Raw genomic sequence first — 20,880 nt, 5'->3', positions numbered from 1 at the left:
TTATTGTTTTTTCAATCGTTCCGACACAGAAAAATGGAGAAGGAAAGATTTGATATGAATCCTAAAAGTATTTTGTCTAACTTTTAGGGTTCATATCATTTTCAACTGGTTTTATTTATTTTCTCTATATAAATAGGCTCTCCACAAATAATTTTTCATGTTAATCGATGCCACCATAGTACGGTATTGACATAATAGTTGATTATATATTGCATATTCGTTAACATATCCATATATTTACATGTCACAAGACATATTCATTCCAATAATAATACAAATAGTATGACTATGAAAATAAATTCACCGGTACTCTTTTCAATAAGCATACTTATCTTTTTATCATCGTGTGCCTCGTTAAATCATTCTCCTTCGAAAGAGGCCACTAAAAAAGCAGTCCAAACAAAAATAGACAGCCGGGACTACATCATTGACATAGGATTAAGTAACTATGTAGATTATGGAAACATTCTTCTACCGTATATTCGTGATTTCACATTCAGGGAGATACTTTAATCTCTTGTATGGACTATGATAACCCCTATAAAGAAGATTTTCCTCCAAAAAATTATGCAGACAACATGCAAAGCATAAAGTACAAAATTTTTGACTATAAACGAACAAAAAAGAGACGGAAGCATACTGAAATCAATTTTTGGTTCTACATAGATTATTCAGGACAAGATATTTCCATTTACGACCGCACAAAATACCCGGAAGGAATGATTCCCTTCCGTTATAAATTAATCATAGGCCGTTCCAATAAGATTCGTGTTTACAAAAACGATAGTCCAACCCTCATCGGAATCCTAAGATTAAATTATAAATAATACATCACCACAGGCATACCATATTAACACATCACCACACGATTCCGATTAACCTAATAATCAAAATTATGAAAAGAAGCTATCTATTAATTTTGATCTGTTTAATTTTGTGCTGTCGAATTTACAAGTGATTACTTATCGGAAAATTGGTCGGATGGGATATTCCAATTCATATAACGACCCCAAAAGATTAGAATGAATATTTGACAATGTTTAAAACGCAAACTCGTTCTGTTAAACGACAATTGTAAAAGAATATGTCATCTTTAAATAAATTTTAACTTTTAAAAAAATCCCGAAGAACTCAATGTTATGGTCATTCGGGATTTTTTATTTCATGGTATTCTATTGCCCAGGAATTCGACTTTTAAAGGTCATCTACGGGCTTTCTTCTGACGGTGCACTAACTCCTGCTTTATTTCTAGCAAAAACGCGAAATACTGCAACAGCTCCTTCCCGCATGTCATCAATGTTACGCCTAAGTTGCTTAACCGTTCCCCTGTCTACCCATTTATCTTCGTCCTTATATCGACTTTCAGTAGTATAACCCGTGATCGGTGACCCTCCATTATAATTGGGTGCCGTGTATTCTATCGTGCATCCAGTTTTCCAATAATCAATAATTAGAGGCTGCCCAGGGCGACCAGGAGGATCCAAAGCCGCAGCAATCGCAATTGTCGTAATGGTTAAACCTAAACAGATAAATAAAAATAACTTTAAGATGTTTTTTCTAATCTTTTTCATAGTCTTATTATTTTCAAAGTAAATAATTTAATACATCATTTACAAAATGAATTATTTTATTTATAATTATAAGTATTTTTTATTATTTAAACGAATAAATAATATTTATAAATAAAACAAGCAATTAATGACTATTTTACTCTCGCCATATACAATAAGATGAGGTCGATGGATAAATATCTCGTACATCCCTGCCTTCGGCAGGTTTGCCGTCCATTCGGCCTTAAACTTTCCCGTGCCGGATTTTTTTATAAAAGCGCTACGAATACGCTCGCCGAATAGTCCCTGCGATAAAGAAAGACTCCATGCGTTAGCTTTAATACGGTACAAAGGAACGTATTCCTGCTTGCCCTCTGCTTTTTTGACCAGATCGACCAACCGCTTTCGATTGTTTGACGAATCAATCAAGTGGAAGTTCTCGTCCTCGTTGTCAACGATAATCTCCCCCGGGGGATAGAATTGACTTTTCTCTATCAAATTGACTCCTTCTTTAGGTACGGGACCCGATAAGGAAGAATCTTCATTATCGAATGAAATATCTTTCGGCAAATTGCCCGAAAAGTTAGTGGTCAATTGCAGGGAATACTCTATGCCTTCATGTACGATGATTCGTTTGCACTCCCCGGGCTTGATCACGTAACTCCGGCAATACCTGATCGCACTACCCCCAATGCGACCTTCACCAGGCGTAACAATCGAAACGATACCATCCGTTTCGCTGAAATTACCTACCTTGAAATCAATAATTTGCGTCTCTTCTGTTGTTTTATAGGAGATATCTTTTATCGTTAACAGGGGAATCTGGTGGCTCACGTACCACTCGTCCATATAGGGCTTAATATCCTGCCCGAAACGCTGCTCGAACTCCTCGATAAACAAGTCGAAGTCAACCTCCCTGAAACGAGTACGGGCGTTAAAATCCAGCATAAAACGGCTTAAAGAATCCCAGGTGGTAATCGTAGTGAGATAACCCAATAAATGAGAAACTTTTAAATGAATGGCAATGCTTTGTTCTTTGCTGTATCCTTCCGCCATGACTCCTTTTAATCCTTTTTCCGCAATACGATTCAAGATTTTCGGGCTCACCTCATCCCTAAGTTCTTTCAGGCTTTTCATTTTATCGAATATCAAGTCTATACCCTGATACCTATCGGACGTGATACTACTGTTGTAATCCGAGAAAATGTGCCCCATATTCATCCTGTCCAATAAAAAAGGAATCTTGTAGCTCAGCATAAATTCCTGTACACTCCTGTCTTGGTTAGCAAACTTGGAATAAGTACCGGGATGTGTATTCTCTACCCAGTATAATCGTTCCTGAAAAAGTGCTATTTCCGGTTGAATGTTATCACTAAACGAAGTCGAACTTAGAAAATAGAAAGATGATGGAACCTCGATCAGCTTGAAATAGTTAAAGGGATAAGGGTTAGGCTTCCCCTCCTCAATTTTATTTTTACATTGATTGACTATTTCCATTAACTTTTTTTCCCGGTTCGGGTTATCTTTTTTCAGGGCTTCCCATTCATCGAAATAGCTCAGGTAAAAATCATTCCCCGGGTAAGTATAAAACTCGACGGTAAGGGAATCTACGGTGATCGCCCTTTTCTCGTATTTCCCGATACAAAGGGTTAAACCCGTCAGGTATTGTAAATTGCTGAACGAGACCTCATCCCCTTCTCTCGTGGGTACACCTTGAGATATAACCGTCATTTCACCCGGTTTTTTGACACGAAGGGTATAGTCCGTGAAATCAGTCTCTCGGGATGCCTGTAACTCGACCGGGGCTACCGCCATCGGGTACCACATCAATTGCGGCACGAGTAAAGTGTATTGATTAGAGACAAAAGCCGTGCGTTTACCGTAATTTTCTCCTCCTGATTCGGTACGGGGAGAAAAGAATGCATCGTTATCGATATTTACCTGGTAAATATCCTCGTCGATCATCCCCTCGTATTCTATCTTCAGTTCGGTATTCTCCCCGGGAGCCAAGGGATGTTCGACGACAATTACCTGGTGATCCCTGTGAAAGGGAAGACTCTGCCCGTCAGATTCAAGCTTGTTGATTTTTAATCCCGGGTTTAAAAAGAGCAGAAGCTGCTCCATTGTTGCTTTTTTCCGGTTTTGGATCTTCATCCGGCTTGTTGCCGAGAATTTATCTTCCCCGGGGCGGTACGTGATATCGTGAGCGAGTACGCGTGCCTTGGGGTATTCATGGCATTTCACGAAAGTTTCGCGATACCCGATCCTGTTTTTCAGGCGGGTTTGGAACTTTTCAACGTAGATGATCCCGAGCCCTATGGCAAGTACCGAAAACAGGGAGGCCGGAACGAGTAAATAGCGTTTTCGACCGGGGACGCCGGGATACCTCTTCGTAGACAAAACGCTAAAATAAAGAAAACTTACTCCCACCAACAAGAAAGCGATTCGCTGGAGCAAGTAATCCGAAAGATTCATGAATCCGGCTATACTGGAAAAAGCGTTCGGAAGCTGACTGCCCCGGAAATCCAGTATCCCGTGAAAAGGTGTTTCCAAATAAGCGTACGCGAAATAGAGAAAGGCCACGAGGATAAGCCAACTAATAAAAGGGTGTTTTATCAACTTGTTCAAAAGCAAGGATAGCCCGGTGATAAAAACAAACGTGGGCAGCACGTAAGTAAGTAGATAAAAAGATTTACCCACAAATTAACAGGGGAATTTGGAATAAATAGATTGATCGACATGGAGACACACAGGAACAGCATGTCTATTACCGCAAACGGGATAAAAATACCTAAAAATTCCCCGACAAAAGCCTGCCCGTTACCGATAGGCCAGGCGTAAAGAACCTCCCGGGTTTCGGCTTTTTTCCGCTTCCTTTGGATATCGCAGGCGATAAAGACAACAATTACCGATTGAAACAGGTTTAAAAAGTAAAACCCGTGTAGAGGAAAGGAAGACGCGAATATAAATTTATCCCATGAAATATACTTCATCACAAAGTTATCCAGAAAACTGTCACCTACTATATATCCCAATGCCCCGAAGACAAATAGGTTAAATAACCAGCTTCTTTTTACTAACTTGATCTCGTAAGCGATAGCGGTTTTTAGGGTTGTCATTTCCATAATTGTAAATTTAAATCCTGAATAATCAAAATATTAAGTTATTCGGGATTTTTTTATTTCTTGATATTTTATTTCAATTAGAATTACTTTTTAAAATGTGATTGTCGTGACAGAAGCCTAAACTGATGAACAAGAATGATTTCAAAACGTTTTTTCTAATCTTTTTCATAGTTTTCTTAATTCAAATATCAATATTAGACGTATCTTTTGCAAAGACATTTGTTTTGTTTACATTTACAAATATATATAATTATTTTTTTACAACAAATCATAGTAATGAAGAAAAAACTCAACTTTTTTTTATTTCCCCAGAAATTCCTTTACCCCTTTTTATTCGCCCATGTGTTTATAAGATACAAAAACAAGGAGAAACATGGAGAAGAGTTTAAAAATAGCGGATACCATCGTGGTGTTTATTACCGGAAAAGTAACTCCGGAGCAGATAACGATATTGGGAATGGATTGGCAAATCCGAAGAGAATAAACGTTTATTTCTTTCGTCTATGGATAATTGCCTCTAATTCAACAAGAATGTCTTTTTTTCTAATCAAAAAAAGGACTGCCTAAAACTTGTTAGACAGTCCATTTACATTATTTTAAAATCGGACTCGGAAAGTTTTTCTACTTTCCGAAATACGGATCAATATCTCCTGTTCGAGTTATAACCGCCGCGATTGGAATTATATCCGCCACCGTTATTACCTCTTTCAACACGAGGCTTTGCAACAGCCACGTTGATTACTTTGCCGTCGTATTCAGCCTGATTCAATGCATCAATAGCTTTTTGACCTTCAGCATCGTCATTCATTTCTACGAAACCGAAACCTCTTGAACGACCGGTTTCCCGGTCCATAATTACTTTTGCGGACGAAATGCCTCCGTACTCTGCGAATAGCTGATTTAAATCGGTATCATTTATACCGTAACTCAAATTTGAAATGTAAATGTTCATTATAAATAAACTTAAGATTAATAATAAATAAATGAGGACGAAAAAAAATTGAAAGGAAGTCTACTTAACAATAACATTTACTGCCGGGCAGGAATTCGAATACAAAAACTATTTCTTCTCAAATACGTGCCAAAGGTAACACAATAAATGAAACGGACACTATAAATATCGTTTTATTTCTATTTATTTTTCAATATCTTAAAATACGTTCCGCTTTAGGAAGAACAATATTCAAATCTCTTTATTCTTCCAACTTCCTTTCTTCATATACCAGTAGGCTAAACTTCCCATCGACAGCAGGTATATGTATTCTGTTGTCCAACAGACGGCAATATCCGCTTTCCAATAGATAACAATATAAACGACCGACGATACGTAAAAGAGAAGAGAAATCAGTTCCATGTACAACGCCGGACGGGTATTGCCGGTCCCAGAGACCATATTGAAAAGGATATTGGCCGGAACACTGATCAGATAAACGAATATCATCACGTAAAAAGAAGGAACCGCCGCTTCGATCAGAGAGGAATTATCCGTGTATATCCTCATGATCGGTGTCGGAAACAAAGCCATTAACAAGACCAGAGGAAGAATAAACATATAACAAAGTCGGCTCACCTTTTTAAAAGTCTCCATCACCCGGTGTTGTTCCCCCGATCCTAATAAATTACTGACCAACGAGGAAGCTGTCGTGGCAAAGGCACTAACAATAATAAAAAACAAAGCGGAAATATTGCGTAATACATTCGTAATAGCCAAAGGACGTTCCCCCAAATGCTCGACGGCAATAAAAAATAAAAACCAAGTACTGAGAGAGATAAAAGCCTGTATCATAGTCCAAACCGAGATATTAAGAATTCGGCCCAGCAATTTCTTTTCAACGTGCCGGAAATGAAACAGATTATATTTATTCCTATCAACTCTAAACCCTGTATAAATAATAAAGAAAAGTAAAGAGACCAATTCGGCTATCACGGAAGCGATCGCTGCCCCTGCAATACCCAATGCCGGAAAACCGAATTTACCGAAGATCAGAACATAATTCAGCATAATATTGGTCCCGACCATCACCAAAGAGTTAGCCGTAAGCGTACGCGTGTCCGCTATCCCGATATAAAAAGCTCTAAAGATGAGTGCCGCAAACGAGAAAAAAAAGCCATAAACCCTCCAATTCAAATAACTAAGCGTAGCTTCATATACTTTTGGAGAATCGATGATGGCATCGAGCACCGGAGCCGAACAAATTCTGGAAACAGAAAATATCAACGTCGCCCAAAATAACTGAAATACCAAACCCTGATTAAAAATAGACCCGATCGAAGCATAATTACCCTCTCCGTTTCGACGTCCGATCAGAATCTGAACCCCCGTACTAAATCCGAACCCGAGCATGAAGATCGCTAAGTAATAGACTCCTGCCAACGCGGAAGCCCCTAACTCGATTTCACCGACACGCCCCAAAAAGGCCGTATCCGTCATTCCGATCAAGTGTTCCATTAACACACTGATCAGTATCGGGCCTGCTATATGTAAAATCTGTCGGTTGGTAAATCGCATAATCGGTTTAAATTTGAAGTCAGGGCGACAAAGATAATCTAAAAATCAAATGTTCCCGTTTTGTTTACCGAGAAGAAAGCATTTCTTTTAGATACCGTACCTAAAATATAACGTTAAAAACCCGGAAAAAACATCGTAACGTATACAAAAACATCTCCCAGTCGGGTACGCAGAAAAGTTTTGGCCCGTTGTTTTTGGGTCTTAATCGTATTCGGGCTGATTTGCAACAACTCGGCAATCTCCTTATCCGGCAACTCTTTAATATAAGACAAGGTAAAGATCTCCCTGCATTTTTCCGGTAATTCGTTAATGGCATCGAAAATTTCAGCCACGACATCGGCCCGGATCTGTTGACAAAGGATATAATCTTCATCGCACTCTTGCCGACCTAATTTTTTATAATTCCGTTCCTGAATTTCCCGATCCCGGAGATAATTCAAACAACGGTTCTGAACGCTATTGTACAAAAAAATTCGGATCGTTTTTAGATTCGGAAATTTTACGATATCCGTTTTCCAAAAAGCCAAAAAAACCTCCTGAACAATGTCTTCCGCCTCACAGGAATCTTTTACGATCTTCAAGGCAAAAAGGCACAAGCGTTTGTGAAAAAAATAGAATAAACATCGGAAAGACCGCGGCTCCCTATGGACTAATCCTTTTATAAATTCTTCGGATTGGATATTAACATCAGACATATTCCAGATCATCATCTTTCCTTACGCGTATGTATATTTTACAAATATATTTATAAAATATTATTTTCACAAAGAAGTACAAACAACAAACAAATATTTGAATACGTCTGTGCATATTTCCTCCATTAAAGAAAGCAAATCGATGATTACACCATCAGGATCACTTATAAAGGACATAAATAATCGCCAACAAAATAAAAATCACGCAAACAGTAAGATCAAATGTTTTGCCTGTTTAAAACAAATCCGCCGAAAAAGCTATTGTCTTCGGTGCAATAATATTATATTTATCCTATATTAATTACTACCCTTCCCATAGTTATTACCTCGTTCGCACGCTCAATCGTCTCCAATAGGATCAATACCCGTATTCTCGATCATAAGCACAATAGCTTTATTTTTAGCAATGGGCCTGTGCATAACCCCTTTGGGAACACATACTCCTTCATATTGTCCCAATTCAAAAGTACCTTTTTCCGTTTCCAAGACAATATTACCATCGATAACAAAAAACAACTCATCGTCATGATCATGTTTATGCATATGAAATTCTCCTTCAAAAATACCTAATCTGAACACGGAAGAGTTTACATTGCACAAGGATTGATTAAACCATTTATCGGTACAATTTTTCACGATTTCCGGAACATTTATTTTTTCAAGATAATCGTATTTAATGTCCATCTGCAATTTATAATTCATTTTCTGATCCATATGACTCTTCTTTAATACTTTTATATTTTATCTTCTATTTTCTTATAACACGAAAGATATTAAAAATGTCCATTCATAACAACAAAAAACTATTTTCTTTAATTTTACCACAACCAAAACAAGAACCGATTATGCAAATTAAAGAATATATCTTAAAGAACGAGGATATTGAGGTGCACATTTGTAATTACGGTGGTATCATAAAAAACATATACACGCGTGACTGCAATTGGAAATTAGTTGATATCGTTCTGGGATTTGATGATCCGGAGCAATACGTATCTCCCGATTACCTGAACAATTATCCTTATCTCGGAACCACGATCGGCCGTTACGCTAACCGGATCCATAGAGGAGAAATCACATTGAACGGGCAAATCTTCTCTTTAGAAAAAAACGACCGTAGCAATTGTCTGCACGGCGGATCGGCAGGATTTGATCGTCAATATTGGGACGGGGAACAAATCGACGACCATCACTTAATTCTACGTTATACCAGTAACGACGGAGAAGGAGGTTTTCCCGGTAAATTGGAGGTCACCGTTCAGTATATACTGGTCAACAACATGTTGAAAATAACGTATGATGCCACGACCGACCGGGACACGTTTGTAAATATCACCCATCATCCCTATTTCAACCTGAATCCGGAGCAGGAAACCATCGCCGGATTGGAACTTCAATTATACTCCAATCGCTTACTGGAGACCAACCCGGAACTCATCCCTACGGGAAATATTCTAACCGCGGATACAGATCACACGTTTCATTTTCCGAAACGACTTTCGGACATTATTGAAAAAGACGGTTTAGACGATTGTTATCTATTTCCCGATTTAGGTTCTATCCAACTGATGGCGGAACTCAGCTCTCCCTATACAGGTATCTTACTTACTATTCTTTCGGATTATCCTGGTTTACAGGTATACACGGGCAAATTTCTGCAAGTCGAAAATGGTAAACAAGGTAAACATTACGGACCGTTTTCCGGTATTGCTTTGGAAGCCCAAATGTTCCCGGACAGTCCGCACCACCCCTCTTTCCCCTCTACTCTTTTGCGACCGGGAGAAAAATACCATCACACGACTATTTATTCCTTAAACTGTTTCAGCAAGGAAGAAACCGATGATATTTGGTAAAAACGGGGAGTTTTCGTTTTCGATTCAATTAAACCGATAAGCAGCCTTTCTCATCTCCGTATGAGACTTAAAAGGGTGTTCCGGTTTTAAATATTTCGCCAAAAACTGGTATATCGAATACCGAATTTCTGTAGATTGTTTCGTATCGATACGATCAAAAGAGTGTCCGCCGGGAATCTCTTCGAATATACGATATTCGAATTTCTTTCCCTCGGCTTTCAGAGCCCGGATCATATGTTCCACTTCCAGCACACTCACATCGTCGTCGTTTGTATTCGTGTGAATCAACAAAGGTGTTTTTAATTTTTCGGCATGCCATACGGGAGAACGACGCTTGTACTCCTCCAAATTTTCTTTGGCCGTTTTTCCGATATGGTTCTTATCGGAAAAGATTTTTCGGTAGCTATCACTGGCATACCCCATCCTCATGACAATATCAGAGACCGGAACCCCTGCAAATCCACACACGTAAGCATCCGGATGCTGAAACAGATTCATCAGAGTAATCATCCCTCCATGACTCCAACCGATTATCCCGATCCGGTTTTTATCCACGAAACTGTAATTCTCAATCATATGATTCCGGCTTTCGTACACATCTTCATTCTCTAATCCGCCGTAATCGATATTATCGTAGGTCTGTTTCCCATACCCGGTACTTCCCCTGTATTCGGCAGCAACCACAATATATCCCTGCGCCATTAATTCCCGTATGATATGGGCATAATAGGTCGAAAAATCCGAATGTACTCCACTATGGGCAAAAACGATTAAAGGATATTTTTTATCCGTATTTATCGTTTTGGGTATAAACACATAAGCCCAAAATTTCAACGGATTTTTAGCTCCCATCTCAGTCGGATTCCGTACGTTTGCACGGGGAGGACCACACACGAAGACCTTATCGATATAGGCTACATCCCCCACCTTGTTATACCACAGAACATCATCCATTTTTTTCATCAACTTATCGTTTTCGTGACGCAGGTTCCCGTTCTCCGTCCTCAACGCCTTCAACTCTTGCCGAAGCTCATCTGTTTCCTGAGCGTACAAAGTACACCCCACGAGGCACAATAATACCCCCGTTACATACCTCATTATTTTCATAATCCACATCGTTAAGTTAAACATTGGAAACAAAGATATAAAATTAAACTAACATCATACAAAAATGTTCCTCTACACTCTAAGCAGAATCGCTAACATAAAACAAGAAGTCCACCTTTAACTTCCCAAAATCCCCGATCTGTTCCGGCGTCGAAGAGGTCCGTGAGGCAACTAAAATGTAGAGCAGTATATCGATATAACGCAAAGCCTATCGAGTTTATTACCCAGCAACAAATTACGGGTAGGATTTTTCGTCCTACCCGTATAAACCACAACATAGACTTTCCCGCCACGTGACTCCCTGTCACTTATTGTCCGGAGAATCATCTTCGCGAGGAAAACAAACTAATAATAATACAAAGACACTACGCCACCATCAAATCTTTTATTATACCAATATTTTTTCTGAATTTCTCCGGGTTTCTGAGGATCGGCATACAGCTTGATGACCCGGCAATCGCCGTTATCAAAAGCAGCTGCAAATACCTGACCGTTAAAATAGCGTTGAGCGGCATTATATCCCTCTCCTCTCCAAGTTGCGGTAATAACAAAATCCGTCATGTTTCCCTCCTCTTCAAAAGCATAGATCTGCTTTATGGATGTACCTTCCATGCTCATCGAGTAGAGCGCTTTACCGGCTCCGACATACAAAAAGTCATTATACGAATCATCCATAGCCAGTTTCAAAAGCCCTTTGCCCTGTTCGATCAACCCGGCAGCATCCGCGGGTAGTTTAACATTAGAAACGGCCGTGTAAGTAATCCGATGAACGGATCCGTACACATCGGTTTTTATACCTGCAGCCTGGATATAATAATCGCCTCCGTCTTTATACAAGACATAAACGTTATCATTCCAAAAACTTTCATGAAAAAGAATCGCTATCACCTCCTTATCAAAATTATTCATATCGATATACCCTTTCGGAAGATTCCCGGCATTGGAGGGTCGAGACAAATCATAGATAACAGAATAATCGATACTTTGGTAAGATCCCGTGGAAGCCGTCATCGCCAGAAAGCGTTTTTTCTCTTTTTCATAAATAACAGCCAATTGATCCTTGGCCTCAATATACTGAGCCTTAATCACCTCGGACCCCTTATCGGGGACATCGTAAGGATCGTCAAACACCAACGGTTCCGTAATAAAACGTCCGGTATTGGGATTTCCATCGTCATAATTCACCCGGGTATAAATTTTCCCCGATTCATCCAACAACAAAGAGGTAGCTCCGACACGTACAAAATCCACAGGTTTCAAATTACCGGGATCTCCCACGAACTCGTCTTTCATGGAAACGATTTTTTTCATATCACTCGAATTGATTGCAACCGAACTCCGCCAGTCTTTATCCAATATCTGCAAAGCATAATATTGTTTCCCGTATCGGGTAATCATAATAGGATTCGCGCCCAGTTCTTCGTTATCATTGTATAACGGGTAGACGTTTTCATGAGGTATATACTCCGTTACCGAGAAATTATTATACACTCTTCCATCCAGTTCCACCGTTTTTTTCTCCCAATAGCGTTCAATGAAATCCAATTCGGTTTTTCCATCCTTTTTCCCAAGTACCACGACCCCGGTATTAAAAGGAGCCCGGATATTTACCATAAATTGATAAACAGTAGCATTTCCGGCCCTTTTCCGGTATATCAACAACATGGCCTGTGCCTCTTCGGTACATACATAGCGCAGGTTTTGTTCTCTCGATACCACTTTCCCGTCGAATCGCCACTCGTAAGTCAGCTCATCATCCCCCCGGTACTTCACCTCTACATCCAGTTGTAACTCTTCGCCGGAAGTCACCTTAAAAGTCTTTGCGGACTCTTCGTCGAAGTAAAATTTTTGCTGGTTAGCCACATTCGTTACAATAACGGAATCCGGCAAAATAATATCTTTATAATCCAAATTCGTTTTATCATCCAGACAACCGACGAAAGACAAAACACTTAAGACCGATATAATTAAAATTCTATTTTTCATAATCTTAGATTTTTCTGCATAACTTAAAAATTCTCCCATCCGACACAGATCATCCCGTAATGGTCACACTCATCATACTACCATCCTCGTCCTGACGGGGATTCTTCTCCAATGCTCTTTTAAACAGAATTGCATAATACCTTTTTTCGGAAGGGTCCAATATGCCAAAATCCCGAATTCCCGTCTCTTTCACAAATTCTTCGTATTTGGTCTTCGAATATTTTCCCAAATAGGATTGTTCCACATTAAAATTCCACCATTCAGGCGTCATAAAAATATCTCCCACGGTAATCTCGACAAATAGAGAATCAGGCATATAAGTTTTAAAATCTTCATTGGAAACCAATTGTAATCTCAAGATTTTACTTCCCTCTTTCAAAACGGGTTTTCGCAACAATTGCACACGCATTGTATCGACACAACCGGAATCTGCCTGAAAAAGTTGTTCGCTTTCCAACAGATAACAATCTTCGGGTAAGGTCGTCTTTTCTTTATCCACGGCAACGGCAAAATGCAAAGCTTTTGTCAAATTGTATCCCCGAAATTCGACAGGTACTTTGATGATTTTGTCTATCACATTATCCCCCTCGAAAGCAAAAGTATAATCGATCTCATAGTACACCTTCCCCGGAATATTCTCGAACTTAAATTTGATGTATCTTTCCCGAGTAAACATCTCGGGCTCTTCGGTCTGACAACCAAACAAACCTAATACGCTTAATAATATTGATAAATAGATAATCCGCATAATATTAAAATTAAAGTATTTCACGTCAGTTTATTGTAAACCGGCTTCCGAATCCGGTATAGGCATCACTAACTTCCCGTCATGAGGAACAGTCGTACCGTTCTCACGTAAAGGCAGGTTCAATCTCTTGTAAACATACACCATTTGTCCTTCCCCTATAAACTCCCGGCGATACTCCCGCACGATCGCTTCCATAAAATCGGCCTTATCCACGTTCATATCCAAGTCATAAACAGCATTATTCCGGGCTTCCACCACCTTATTGAACAATTCGATGGCTCTCGCCTTGTCTTTGTCAAAAATACTTTCAGCCGCTATATAATAGCATTCGGGAAATCGCAGTACGGGAATTAAGGATTTGGCCGCAACCATATTATCCTGCACCTTACCGTCCAAAGAGTATTTGGTTATGATATCCCGAGGTATTGCAGCCAACCTGACATCATTCGGATTCGTACTGAAAATATTCACCTTATCGTTTACTTTCAATGTATAATTCCCGGCTTTGGCCCCGAAATACTTTTCCGTCAAATCCGACAATTTAGCATTGTAAGACCCGAAAAGCATCTCTGTCTGCAACCGGGGTTCCACCGTTGTTAACGTCATCGGATCTCCGATATATCCCGGAGCGACAAAATTATAGGTCGTTTTTCGTTCCGCCATGGTTACAATCTCATTTGCATTTTCGTATGCCTTATCTTTCTCTCCGGCATACAAACACACCCGGGCCAACAATTGTGTAATGGGAAAATAGCTTAATCGGTTGGCTCTATACCTGAAAAATTCATCATCTGCCTGAGGAGAATAACCCACACCATCATCTAATTTTATCCTTACCCCTAAGGTCCCGTATTGGTAAGAAATATACCCGGGATATTCCGGATCCGTATCAAATGGTTTTACCCATTCCTTGGCTTTCTCCAAATCTGCAATCAAGTGCTGTAACAACTCTTTTGTCGGAATGGGGAGATTCAAACGGGAAGGATACTCTGTCACGTAAGGAACAAAAGAAGAGACTCCTCCCTCATCGTCGATCGGAGCCTTGGCGTAAATCCGAACCAGTTCAAAATGCATCATTGCCCGGATAGCGTATGCTTCAGCCAGAATCATGTTTTTCGTCACATCACCATATTTAAATTTTATCTCCTTATCCTGTTCCAAGTTTTGAATCAAGTTATTGGCTTCAGCGATCACCTTATAGCAACTCAACCAGATAGAGGCTCCGATTGATTTAGCTTCCGATTGGTCGTACTCAAATTTCATAATCTGGTTATAACCTTTATGGCCTGTTTCATGTAAGGTATAACTACGTCCCCAGGCTTCAATCGCTCCCCAGGACAACTCTTGCCCGTATAATTCGGCTTGCGCTATATCGATATACAAACCATTCAAAGCAACGTAATAGCCCTGTGTCTTTTCGAATAATGTCTCCTCGTATATATCTAACTCCGGCTTTACATCCAACCATTTATCACATGATACGGATACAAATGCCAGTAAAATCATACTTAGTATATATCTCTTTTTCATACTCTTATATTTTGTTAGAAACCTACATTGATTGAAAAACTATAATTTCTGGCAAACGGGTACGACAACCCTCTTTCCTGCTTTATCGATGACACCCTGAATACATCGTTCATATTAAAAGTAAACCTTACTCGAGTGAAACGGAATTTTTGGGTAATCCGATCGGGTAACTCGTAGCCGAAAGACAAAGACTGTAAGGTCAACGTATTGTCATCCTGCACAAAACGACTGGTAGGATTAGTCGGAATATTCCAATCTTTTAAACTCTTGAAACCCGCAATATCCCCCTCTTCCTTCCACCGATCGGTAAACACCCGTTTATCCACATTATTGGCGATATTTGCGTTTTCGATTTTTGTCTGTAACGTCTGATTATACTGTTGCCCTCCATAAGTATAGGTAAAGTACAGATCGAGCGTAAAACCATAAAGAAAAAGATTGGACGAGAAAGTTCCGTTGAGCTTAGGTTCCGTATTACCACAAGCCACATTTTCAGCCGCAATCCAAGCCGTTCCCGTGCTCCCGTCTTTATAGCGAAACATCTCTTCACCCGTCTGAGGATCGATCCCCAATGACTGCATGGCATAAATGGATGTTGTAGAAGCTCCTTCCACGTATTTCAAAAGAGGCTTCTTCGCTTCGCTATAATTTACACGGTCCTGGTATTTCTCCTCTATTTTTTGATTGTAGGACTTTAAAGATTCCGATATTTTCTTTATCTCGTTTTTATTGGATGCCATATTACCGGAAAAATAGAGCTGTGCATTTTTCTTTCCCAAAGCTTTCACTCGCAGGCTCAACTCGTACCCGTTATTGGTGATCTCTCCGATATTCTCTTTATAGGATAAAAAACCCGAAGAAGAAGGAATATACATATCGGCAATCAAATCTACCGTTTTTCTAAAATAGTAAGTTCCCGTGAAAACAATCGTTCCGTCGAACAAATTAATCGTTCCCCCCAAATCGGTAATTTTCGTTTTTTCCCACTTTAAATTTTTATTTCCCATGGCTGTAATATTACCGCCGGCTCCCGTGGGATAGACGTATTCTCCATTGATCTTATAAACGGTTCTGGCCGTATTGGCCGGGAAATTTGCCTTTCCGGTCACGCCATACGAACCGCGGATCTTCAGTTCAGATAGCCAATCCACACCTTTCATAAAAGAATAGTTGTGAATATTCAATCCCAATCCTCCGGACCAAAAAGGAGCGAAACGTGTTTCACTTCCAAAAGCCGAATTTCCATCCAAACGCCAAGTCGCATCTGCCAAATAAATATTATTATAGGTATAGTTCATCGAAACCATGGCTCCGAAAAGTCTGGTTTTCTGCTGATAAACAGTAGGAGCATTCGGAAATTCACGGGCAAATTGCGGATTGGAAAAACCACCTGTCGGAATATCTCTTAAATAAACACTACGACTTTCATCCGAACTCTCTTTGACATTTATTCCGGCAACCAGATTAATATTATGAAACCCGATCATATCATTGTAATACCCGAAAACACCACCGTCAATCGTCGTGGCGGAAGTATTTCCCAACGTTATCTCACCCTTATAACTTTTAGAGACGTATTTTCCGGACTCCGGAGAGGTATAGGCATCGGAGGTTCCCGTGGTATAGGTTAGGGCAATGTTTCCCTTAAAATGAATCTTATTGGTCAAATAGTATTGGATCGAAAAATTATCCAAAAACTCTTTCGTTTTGGTCTTATCATAACTCCCGTTATAGGCATCATATAAAGGATTAACAATGGTTCCGCCATTCCGTTCCCTGATCACCTTGGAAATGGTTCCGTCTTCATCTAAATAAGGGTAATAAGGATTCATTCCGGTGTATTGGGAAAAGGCCCCGAAAGGAGATTCTTCCGAATTCACAGCGGTGTAACCTGCCATATTTTTAAACATCAATTTACCGGTATTATACTGTACCTCAAAACTAATTCCAAACCTTTTTCTTTCAGAACCTTTCATTACCCCGTTATTCCCCTGATAATTTACATCGATACCATAACGTAGTTCTTTCGTTCCTCCCTCCATTCTTAAGTAGTGTTTGCTACTAGTCGTGTTGCGTAAAGGCTGAAACAACCAATCCGTCTCGATTCCCTTTTCTATCAGCCTGAGTTTGTACTGATAATAAGCCTCCTCCCAAAAATTCTGATCAAAAAGTCCTGCCGCCTTCTCCGCTTGTACCTTTTCTCTCGCGTTCATTAAATTATAATCCCTCAAATCCGGAGTTTGTATGTTCAGGTCATAATTATAAGTAAACAAAACCTGTCCCTCCCGGGGAGCAACGGTAGTGATCACGACAACTCCGTTAGCGGCCCGAGAACCGTAAATAGCCGTAGCGGCAGCATCCTTCAACAAGGTAATGGATTCAATTCGGTTAATATCCATATCGTAAACCTTACTTACATTCACCTCAAACCCATCCATAATAAAGGTCGGCAAGTTCGGATTATTCTGTAATGCCGTCTTAGAGACATTTGCCTCGTCCAATTCCGTAATACCAATGCCCGAAGCTCCCCGAATACTGATTTCCGGCAAAACGTTCGGATTAGATCCCATGTCATTGTTCACCGCTATACGAAAAGAAGGATCTAATACTTGAATAGATTTCAGAATATTTGTCGGGGAAATCTTTTTCAATTCCGCTGCTGTCATCGTACGGGCATTTCCCGTAAAAGATTGCCTGGAAATATTGGCGTAACCCGTGATAACAACATCTTCCAATTTTACCTTCTCCTCTTTCATGACCACATGTATCTCCTCCCGATTTTTCAACGCAATTTCCTGGGACTCCATCCCGATAAAGGTGAACACGAGTATTAGGGTCGAATCCTTTTTAGACAAACTAAGCTTGAATCGTCCGTCATTATCTGTTGATACCCCTAAGGTCGAACCTTTTATACGAACCGTTACGCCAGGGAGGGGTAACCCCGCCTCATCTTTCACGGAGCCTTTTATAATAACACTCTTGACACTATCCCGTGCCGGAGCTCTCATCTTACGAACGATCACTACATTATTACTCAGCTCGTAAGTCAAACCGGTTCCTTCCAAACATTTATTCAAAATAGCCACGACATCCGCATTTTTCATTCGGATATCTTTCCTTGCTACATTTTTCACATCATCGTTACTAAACATAAAGCTGATACCGGATTTTTGCTTGATCTGTTCAAACACCTCCCGAAGGGATGCTTTTTTCAAATCGATATCCAACTTCACATTCTGGGCGAACGTACTCGCACTCAATTGACTGACTACGAGAAACAAGAATAAACATGTAATCTTCATAATTCGTAGAATTGGATAAAATCTCAGGTCTATAAACCTGAAACAGACTCTTTTTTTTCTCATAACATTTGTTTTTAGTTTTTACATTAGCACTACTTATCTCTGTTTGCGGCAAAGACAAAATCTCATCTGTTTCGAAACATTTTCATAGATTGATCTTTTTCATCATGTTATACTTTTATTTATCGACTAATCAAGGATAGATTCCTTCTCCTGTATCACAGTTTTTCAACAACTATTGTTTTGTTTTTTATCCGGAAGAAAATCTTATTCATCTTTTCCATTAACGATATAAACTCATCCAGATTACTGTATTTTTTTATGTCCATTGTAAACCGTAAATCCTTTAAATCCGGACTGCAATAAGAGACATTTACATCATACCAACGACTTAACTCATCCATAATCGTTTCAAGCCGCTCATTTTCAAAAACCATTCGCCCTTTCTTCCAAGCCAGATATCGATACACGTCCACCTGCCTTACCCCTATTTTCCCATCTTTACTTATTCGAGCCTGATAATCGGGAAATAACCGACAACTATCATGAACCCCGATAACATCAACAACACCTTTCACCAATGTCGTAACCATTTCCTTTTCATAACGATATGAACGGAGCACGAACTCCGTCCCTAACACTCTAATATCCAATCCATTCACATGAACGATAAAAGGTCTGTTCGAATCCTGAGCTACCGAGAAATAACCTTCTCCACTAAAATAGACTTCTCTCGAGTCTGCATCAAAAACAGACGGAACACGAAGTTCCGATTCCGCATTCAGACAAACTACGGTACCTTCACTCAGCTTTGCCACATACTCCCCTCCGCGGGGAATCCGAATGGTATGATACTCGATAATGCTATTCTGTACAGATTCCCCGGATATATCTAAGGTATCCCTCCGGTTAACCATAACGGAACCAGCCGCCTCCAAACGAAAAACAGTATCGTTATTTAAAACGATCTTACGCCCTCCGGCCAGTTCGAGAATGGCCATGGATTTACCGGGCAATATCTTTTCTTCCGTTAATAAAGGGGCTTGTTTGGAGATGTCCTTCCGCATCATGTAATAGAAACCGACACCAAGAAATATCAAGACAACAGCTGCAACGCGAATAAGATGACGATACATTAAGATGCTTCTTTTTTTCGAAATTCGACGATCTATTTTCCGCCAAACATCACGTTTTATCGTCACATTATCATCCGTAATAGCCTGATTAATAAATTCTCCAGACGTTATTTTTTCAAAAAGCTTTTCATGTTCTTCTGATTGAAGCAACCAAGTATCCAACTCCTGTTTTTCTAACTCACTGATACTCCCGATGATCTGTTTTACAATGATTTTCTTTATCTTATCTATCTTGCAAACTCTCATAATACCAACGTTTATTGAGAAACCAAACGTCAGCATATTTTAAGAAAAATGTTTTTATCAACATATTGATAATGAGCAAAAATAGCTCGCTAAAGGGGAAAGCATTTTTAATATAAATAAACGTTCATTTAATAAGCATACTATATTAGAGACGCCAAAAAGTTATTTTGGTGTTATAAGAAAATTATTTTTTTTAAGAAAAACGAAGAAAAGTTTAAATAGAAAGCAATTTTTCTCCCCAAAATATTTATTAAAAAATCAGACTTTTCACCATATCGAAATATCGTTGTATATCAAAGGCAGACCCTCTACCTCTATATATAAAATACGGGTAGAACAAAATGTCCTACCCGTACCCCATTACACAGGTCTTATTTACTCCTGTTTACTCTATTTATCTTGCGCATCCCGCACACACCTGACACTCATTCTTTTTATTTTTAATGTCGTCCCCCTGTAAACCTGAGGCGAATTATAAACAATTTTCCGATAAACAGCTTTTTCCGAATTTTCGTCGGCAGAGGCAGCCCAAAAGAAACCGTATACTCCTAAATAATCGCACTTCCCACGAGATTCGCTAAACCACCCGTAATAACCACCCAATTGCATATGTAATCCGGTCCCATCCGCTCCTTGTTGCATTAACTCACCTTGAATACTTCCACGAAATCCCAATTGATCCAACTCATTATCTTTCATTCCCAATGCTTTTTCCAATTGTTGCCAATCCTCGTCGGTCGCTACGCGCCATCCTTCGGGAGCTGCGGCCAATGCTTTTTCGTAAGTATACAGAAAACCGTATTTTTCCATATTCCCCATAATATCCTCCAACTGTTTATCATCCGACTCGTCCGTATTGTAATAAGGCTCCACGGAACCTAATTCAATATCATCAAAAGTTCCGCTCAGGTTCTGTACCATCCAGTCCAAATTACCGATACGGACCCAACTATACTCGATCCCGGTTCTATTATCCACGAAGACACCTTCCGCCTTCGGTTTCACGGTAAGTTCTTTCTCATCTTTCTCACAAGCAAACAGTAGCGTGAGAAATACAATACTTATCATAAAGGTCTTTATTCGCATCATATTC

At 39.6% G+C, this 20,880-nt stretch carries 15 protein-coding genes; 1 reads left to right on the top strand and 14 read right to left on the bottom strand.

Annotation, left to right across the window (positions count from 1 at the left end; all coding sequences use genetic code 11):
* Nucleotides 1–1,205: 1,205 nt before the first annotated feature.
* From PGR74_RS05245 to PGR74_RS05215, 7 genes are all read right to left on the bottom strand, one after another.
* Nucleotides 1,206–1,571 (bottom strand): fibronectin type III domain-containing protein, encoded by a 366-nt coding sequence (locus PGR74_RS05245; protein WP_041505055.1) that lies wholly within the window; start codon nucleotides 1,569–1,571, stop codon nucleotides 1,206–1,208.
* 105 nt (nucleotides 1,572–1,676) lie between these two features.
* Nucleotides 1,677–4,250 carry a hypothetical protein gene (locus PGR74_RS05240; RefSeq protein ID WP_181416514.1) on the bottom strand — a complete coding sequence of 858 codons (2,574 nt, stop codon included), beginning with the start codon at nucleotides 4,248–4,250 and terminating at the stop codon, nucleotides 1,677–1,679.
* Nucleotides 4,175–4,675, bottom strand: coding sequence for a hypothetical protein (locus PGR74_RS05235; protein WP_041505053.1), 501 nt, complete (start codon nucleotides 4,673–4,675; stop codon nucleotides 4,175–4,177). The genes PGR74_RS05240 and PGR74_RS05235 overlap by 76 nt, the downstream gene beginning before the upstream one ends.
* Before the next feature lie 640 nt (nucleotides 4,676–5,315).
* Complete coding sequence (locus PGR74_RS05230) at nucleotides 5,316–5,627, bottom strand: RNA recognition motif domain-containing protein (RefSeq protein ID WP_041502706.1); 312 nt, start codon at nucleotides 5,625–5,627, stop codon at nucleotides 5,316–5,318.
* 231 nt (nucleotides 5,628–5,858) lie between these two features.
* Nucleotides 5,859–7,184 carry an MATE family efflux transporter gene (locus PGR74_RS05225; protein WP_041505051.1) on the bottom strand — a complete coding sequence of 442 codons (1,326 nt, stop codon included), beginning with the start codon at nucleotides 7,182–7,184 and terminating at the stop codon, nucleotides 5,859–5,861.
* A 113-nt stretch (nucleotides 7,185–7,297) separates the two neighbouring features.
* The gene (locus PGR74_RS05220; protein WP_160289620.1) at nucleotides 7,298–7,879 is read right to left on the bottom strand and encodes an RNA polymerase sigma-70 factor; all 582 of its coding nucleotides are present in this window, start codon (nucleotides 7,877–7,879) and stop codon (nucleotides 7,298–7,300) included.
* Between the two features lie 339 nt (nucleotides 7,880–8,218).
* On the bottom strand, nucleotides 8,219–8,593 hold the full coding sequence (locus tag PGR74_RS05215; protein ID WP_041502704.1) for a cupin domain-containing protein: 375 nt from the start codon (nucleotides 8,591–8,593) through the stop codon (nucleotides 8,219–8,221).
* A 131-nt stretch (nucleotides 8,594–8,724) separates the two neighbouring features.
* Between PGR74_RS05215 and PGR74_RS05210 the strand changes: the two genes are divergently transcribed.
* Entirely contained in the window at nucleotides 8,725–9,732 is a 1,008-nt protein-coding gene (locus tag PGR74_RS05210) for an aldose epimerase family protein (protein ID WP_052634451.1), read from the top strand.
* A gap of 24 nt (nucleotides 9,733–9,756) precedes the next feature.
* On the opposite strand, the gene PGR74_RS05205 is transcribed toward PGR74_RS05210, so the two are convergent.
* The 7 genes from PGR74_RS05205 to PGR74_RS05175 all read right to left on the bottom strand — a co-directional run bounded on the left by PGR74_RS05205 (nucleotide 9,757) and on the right by PGR74_RS05175 (nucleotide 20,876).
* Entirely contained in the window at nucleotides 9,757–10,695 is a 939-nt protein-coding gene (locus tag PGR74_RS05205; protein WP_236684983.1) for an alpha/beta hydrolase family protein, read from the bottom strand.
* 489 nt (nucleotides 10,696–11,184) lie between these two features.
* Complete coding sequence (locus PGR74_RS05200) at nucleotides 11,185–12,825, bottom strand: PKD-like family lipoprotein (protein ID WP_041502702.1); 1,641 nt, start codon at nucleotides 12,823–12,825, stop codon at nucleotides 11,185–11,187.
* 49 nt (nucleotides 12,826–12,874) lie between these two features.
* Nucleotides 12,875–13,573, bottom strand: coding sequence for a DUF4843 domain-containing protein (locus PGR74_RS05195; protein ID WP_052634449.1), 699 nt, complete (start codon nucleotides 13,571–13,573; stop codon nucleotides 12,875–12,877).
* A gap of 30 nt (nucleotides 13,574–13,603) precedes the next feature.
* Complete coding sequence (locus PGR74_RS05190) at nucleotides 13,604–15,103, bottom strand: RagB/SusD family nutrient uptake outer membrane protein (protein ID WP_110688775.1); 1,500 nt, start codon at nucleotides 15,101–15,103, stop codon at nucleotides 13,604–13,606.
* Between the two features lie 14 nt (nucleotides 15,104–15,117).
* Nucleotides 15,118–18,405, bottom strand: a complete 3,288-nt coding sequence (locus PGR74_RS05185) for a SusC/RagA family TonB-linked outer membrane protein (protein ID WP_041502724.1) — start codon at nucleotides 18,403–18,405, stop codon at nucleotides 15,118–15,120.
* Nucleotides 18,406–18,623: 218 nt separating this feature from the next.
* Nucleotides 18,624–19,787: a FecR family protein gene (locus PGR74_RS05180; protein WP_041502700.1), complete on the bottom strand. Its 1,164-nt coding sequence runs from the start codon at nucleotides 19,785–19,787 to the stop codon at nucleotides 18,624–18,626.
* Nucleotides 19,788–20,177: 390 nt separating this feature from the next.
* Nucleotides 20,178–20,876 (bottom strand): fibrobacter succinogenes major paralogous domain-containing protein, encoded by a 699-nt coding sequence (locus tag PGR74_RS05175; protein ID WP_082027508.1) that lies wholly within the window; start codon nucleotides 20,874–20,876, stop codon nucleotides 20,178–20,180.
* Nucleotides 20,877–20,880: the final 4 nt, after the last annotated feature.

The sequence above is a fragment of the Sanguibacteroides sp. AM78-02pH3A genome (assembly GCF_027666085.1).
GTDB classification, from domain to species: Bacteria; Bacteroidota; Bacteroidia; order Bacteroidales; family Marinifilaceae; genus Gabonibacter; species Gabonibacter massiliensis.
The sequence above is the reverse complement of the archived record's forward strand: the minus strand, read 5'-3'. Positions and strand labels throughout refer to the sequence as shown.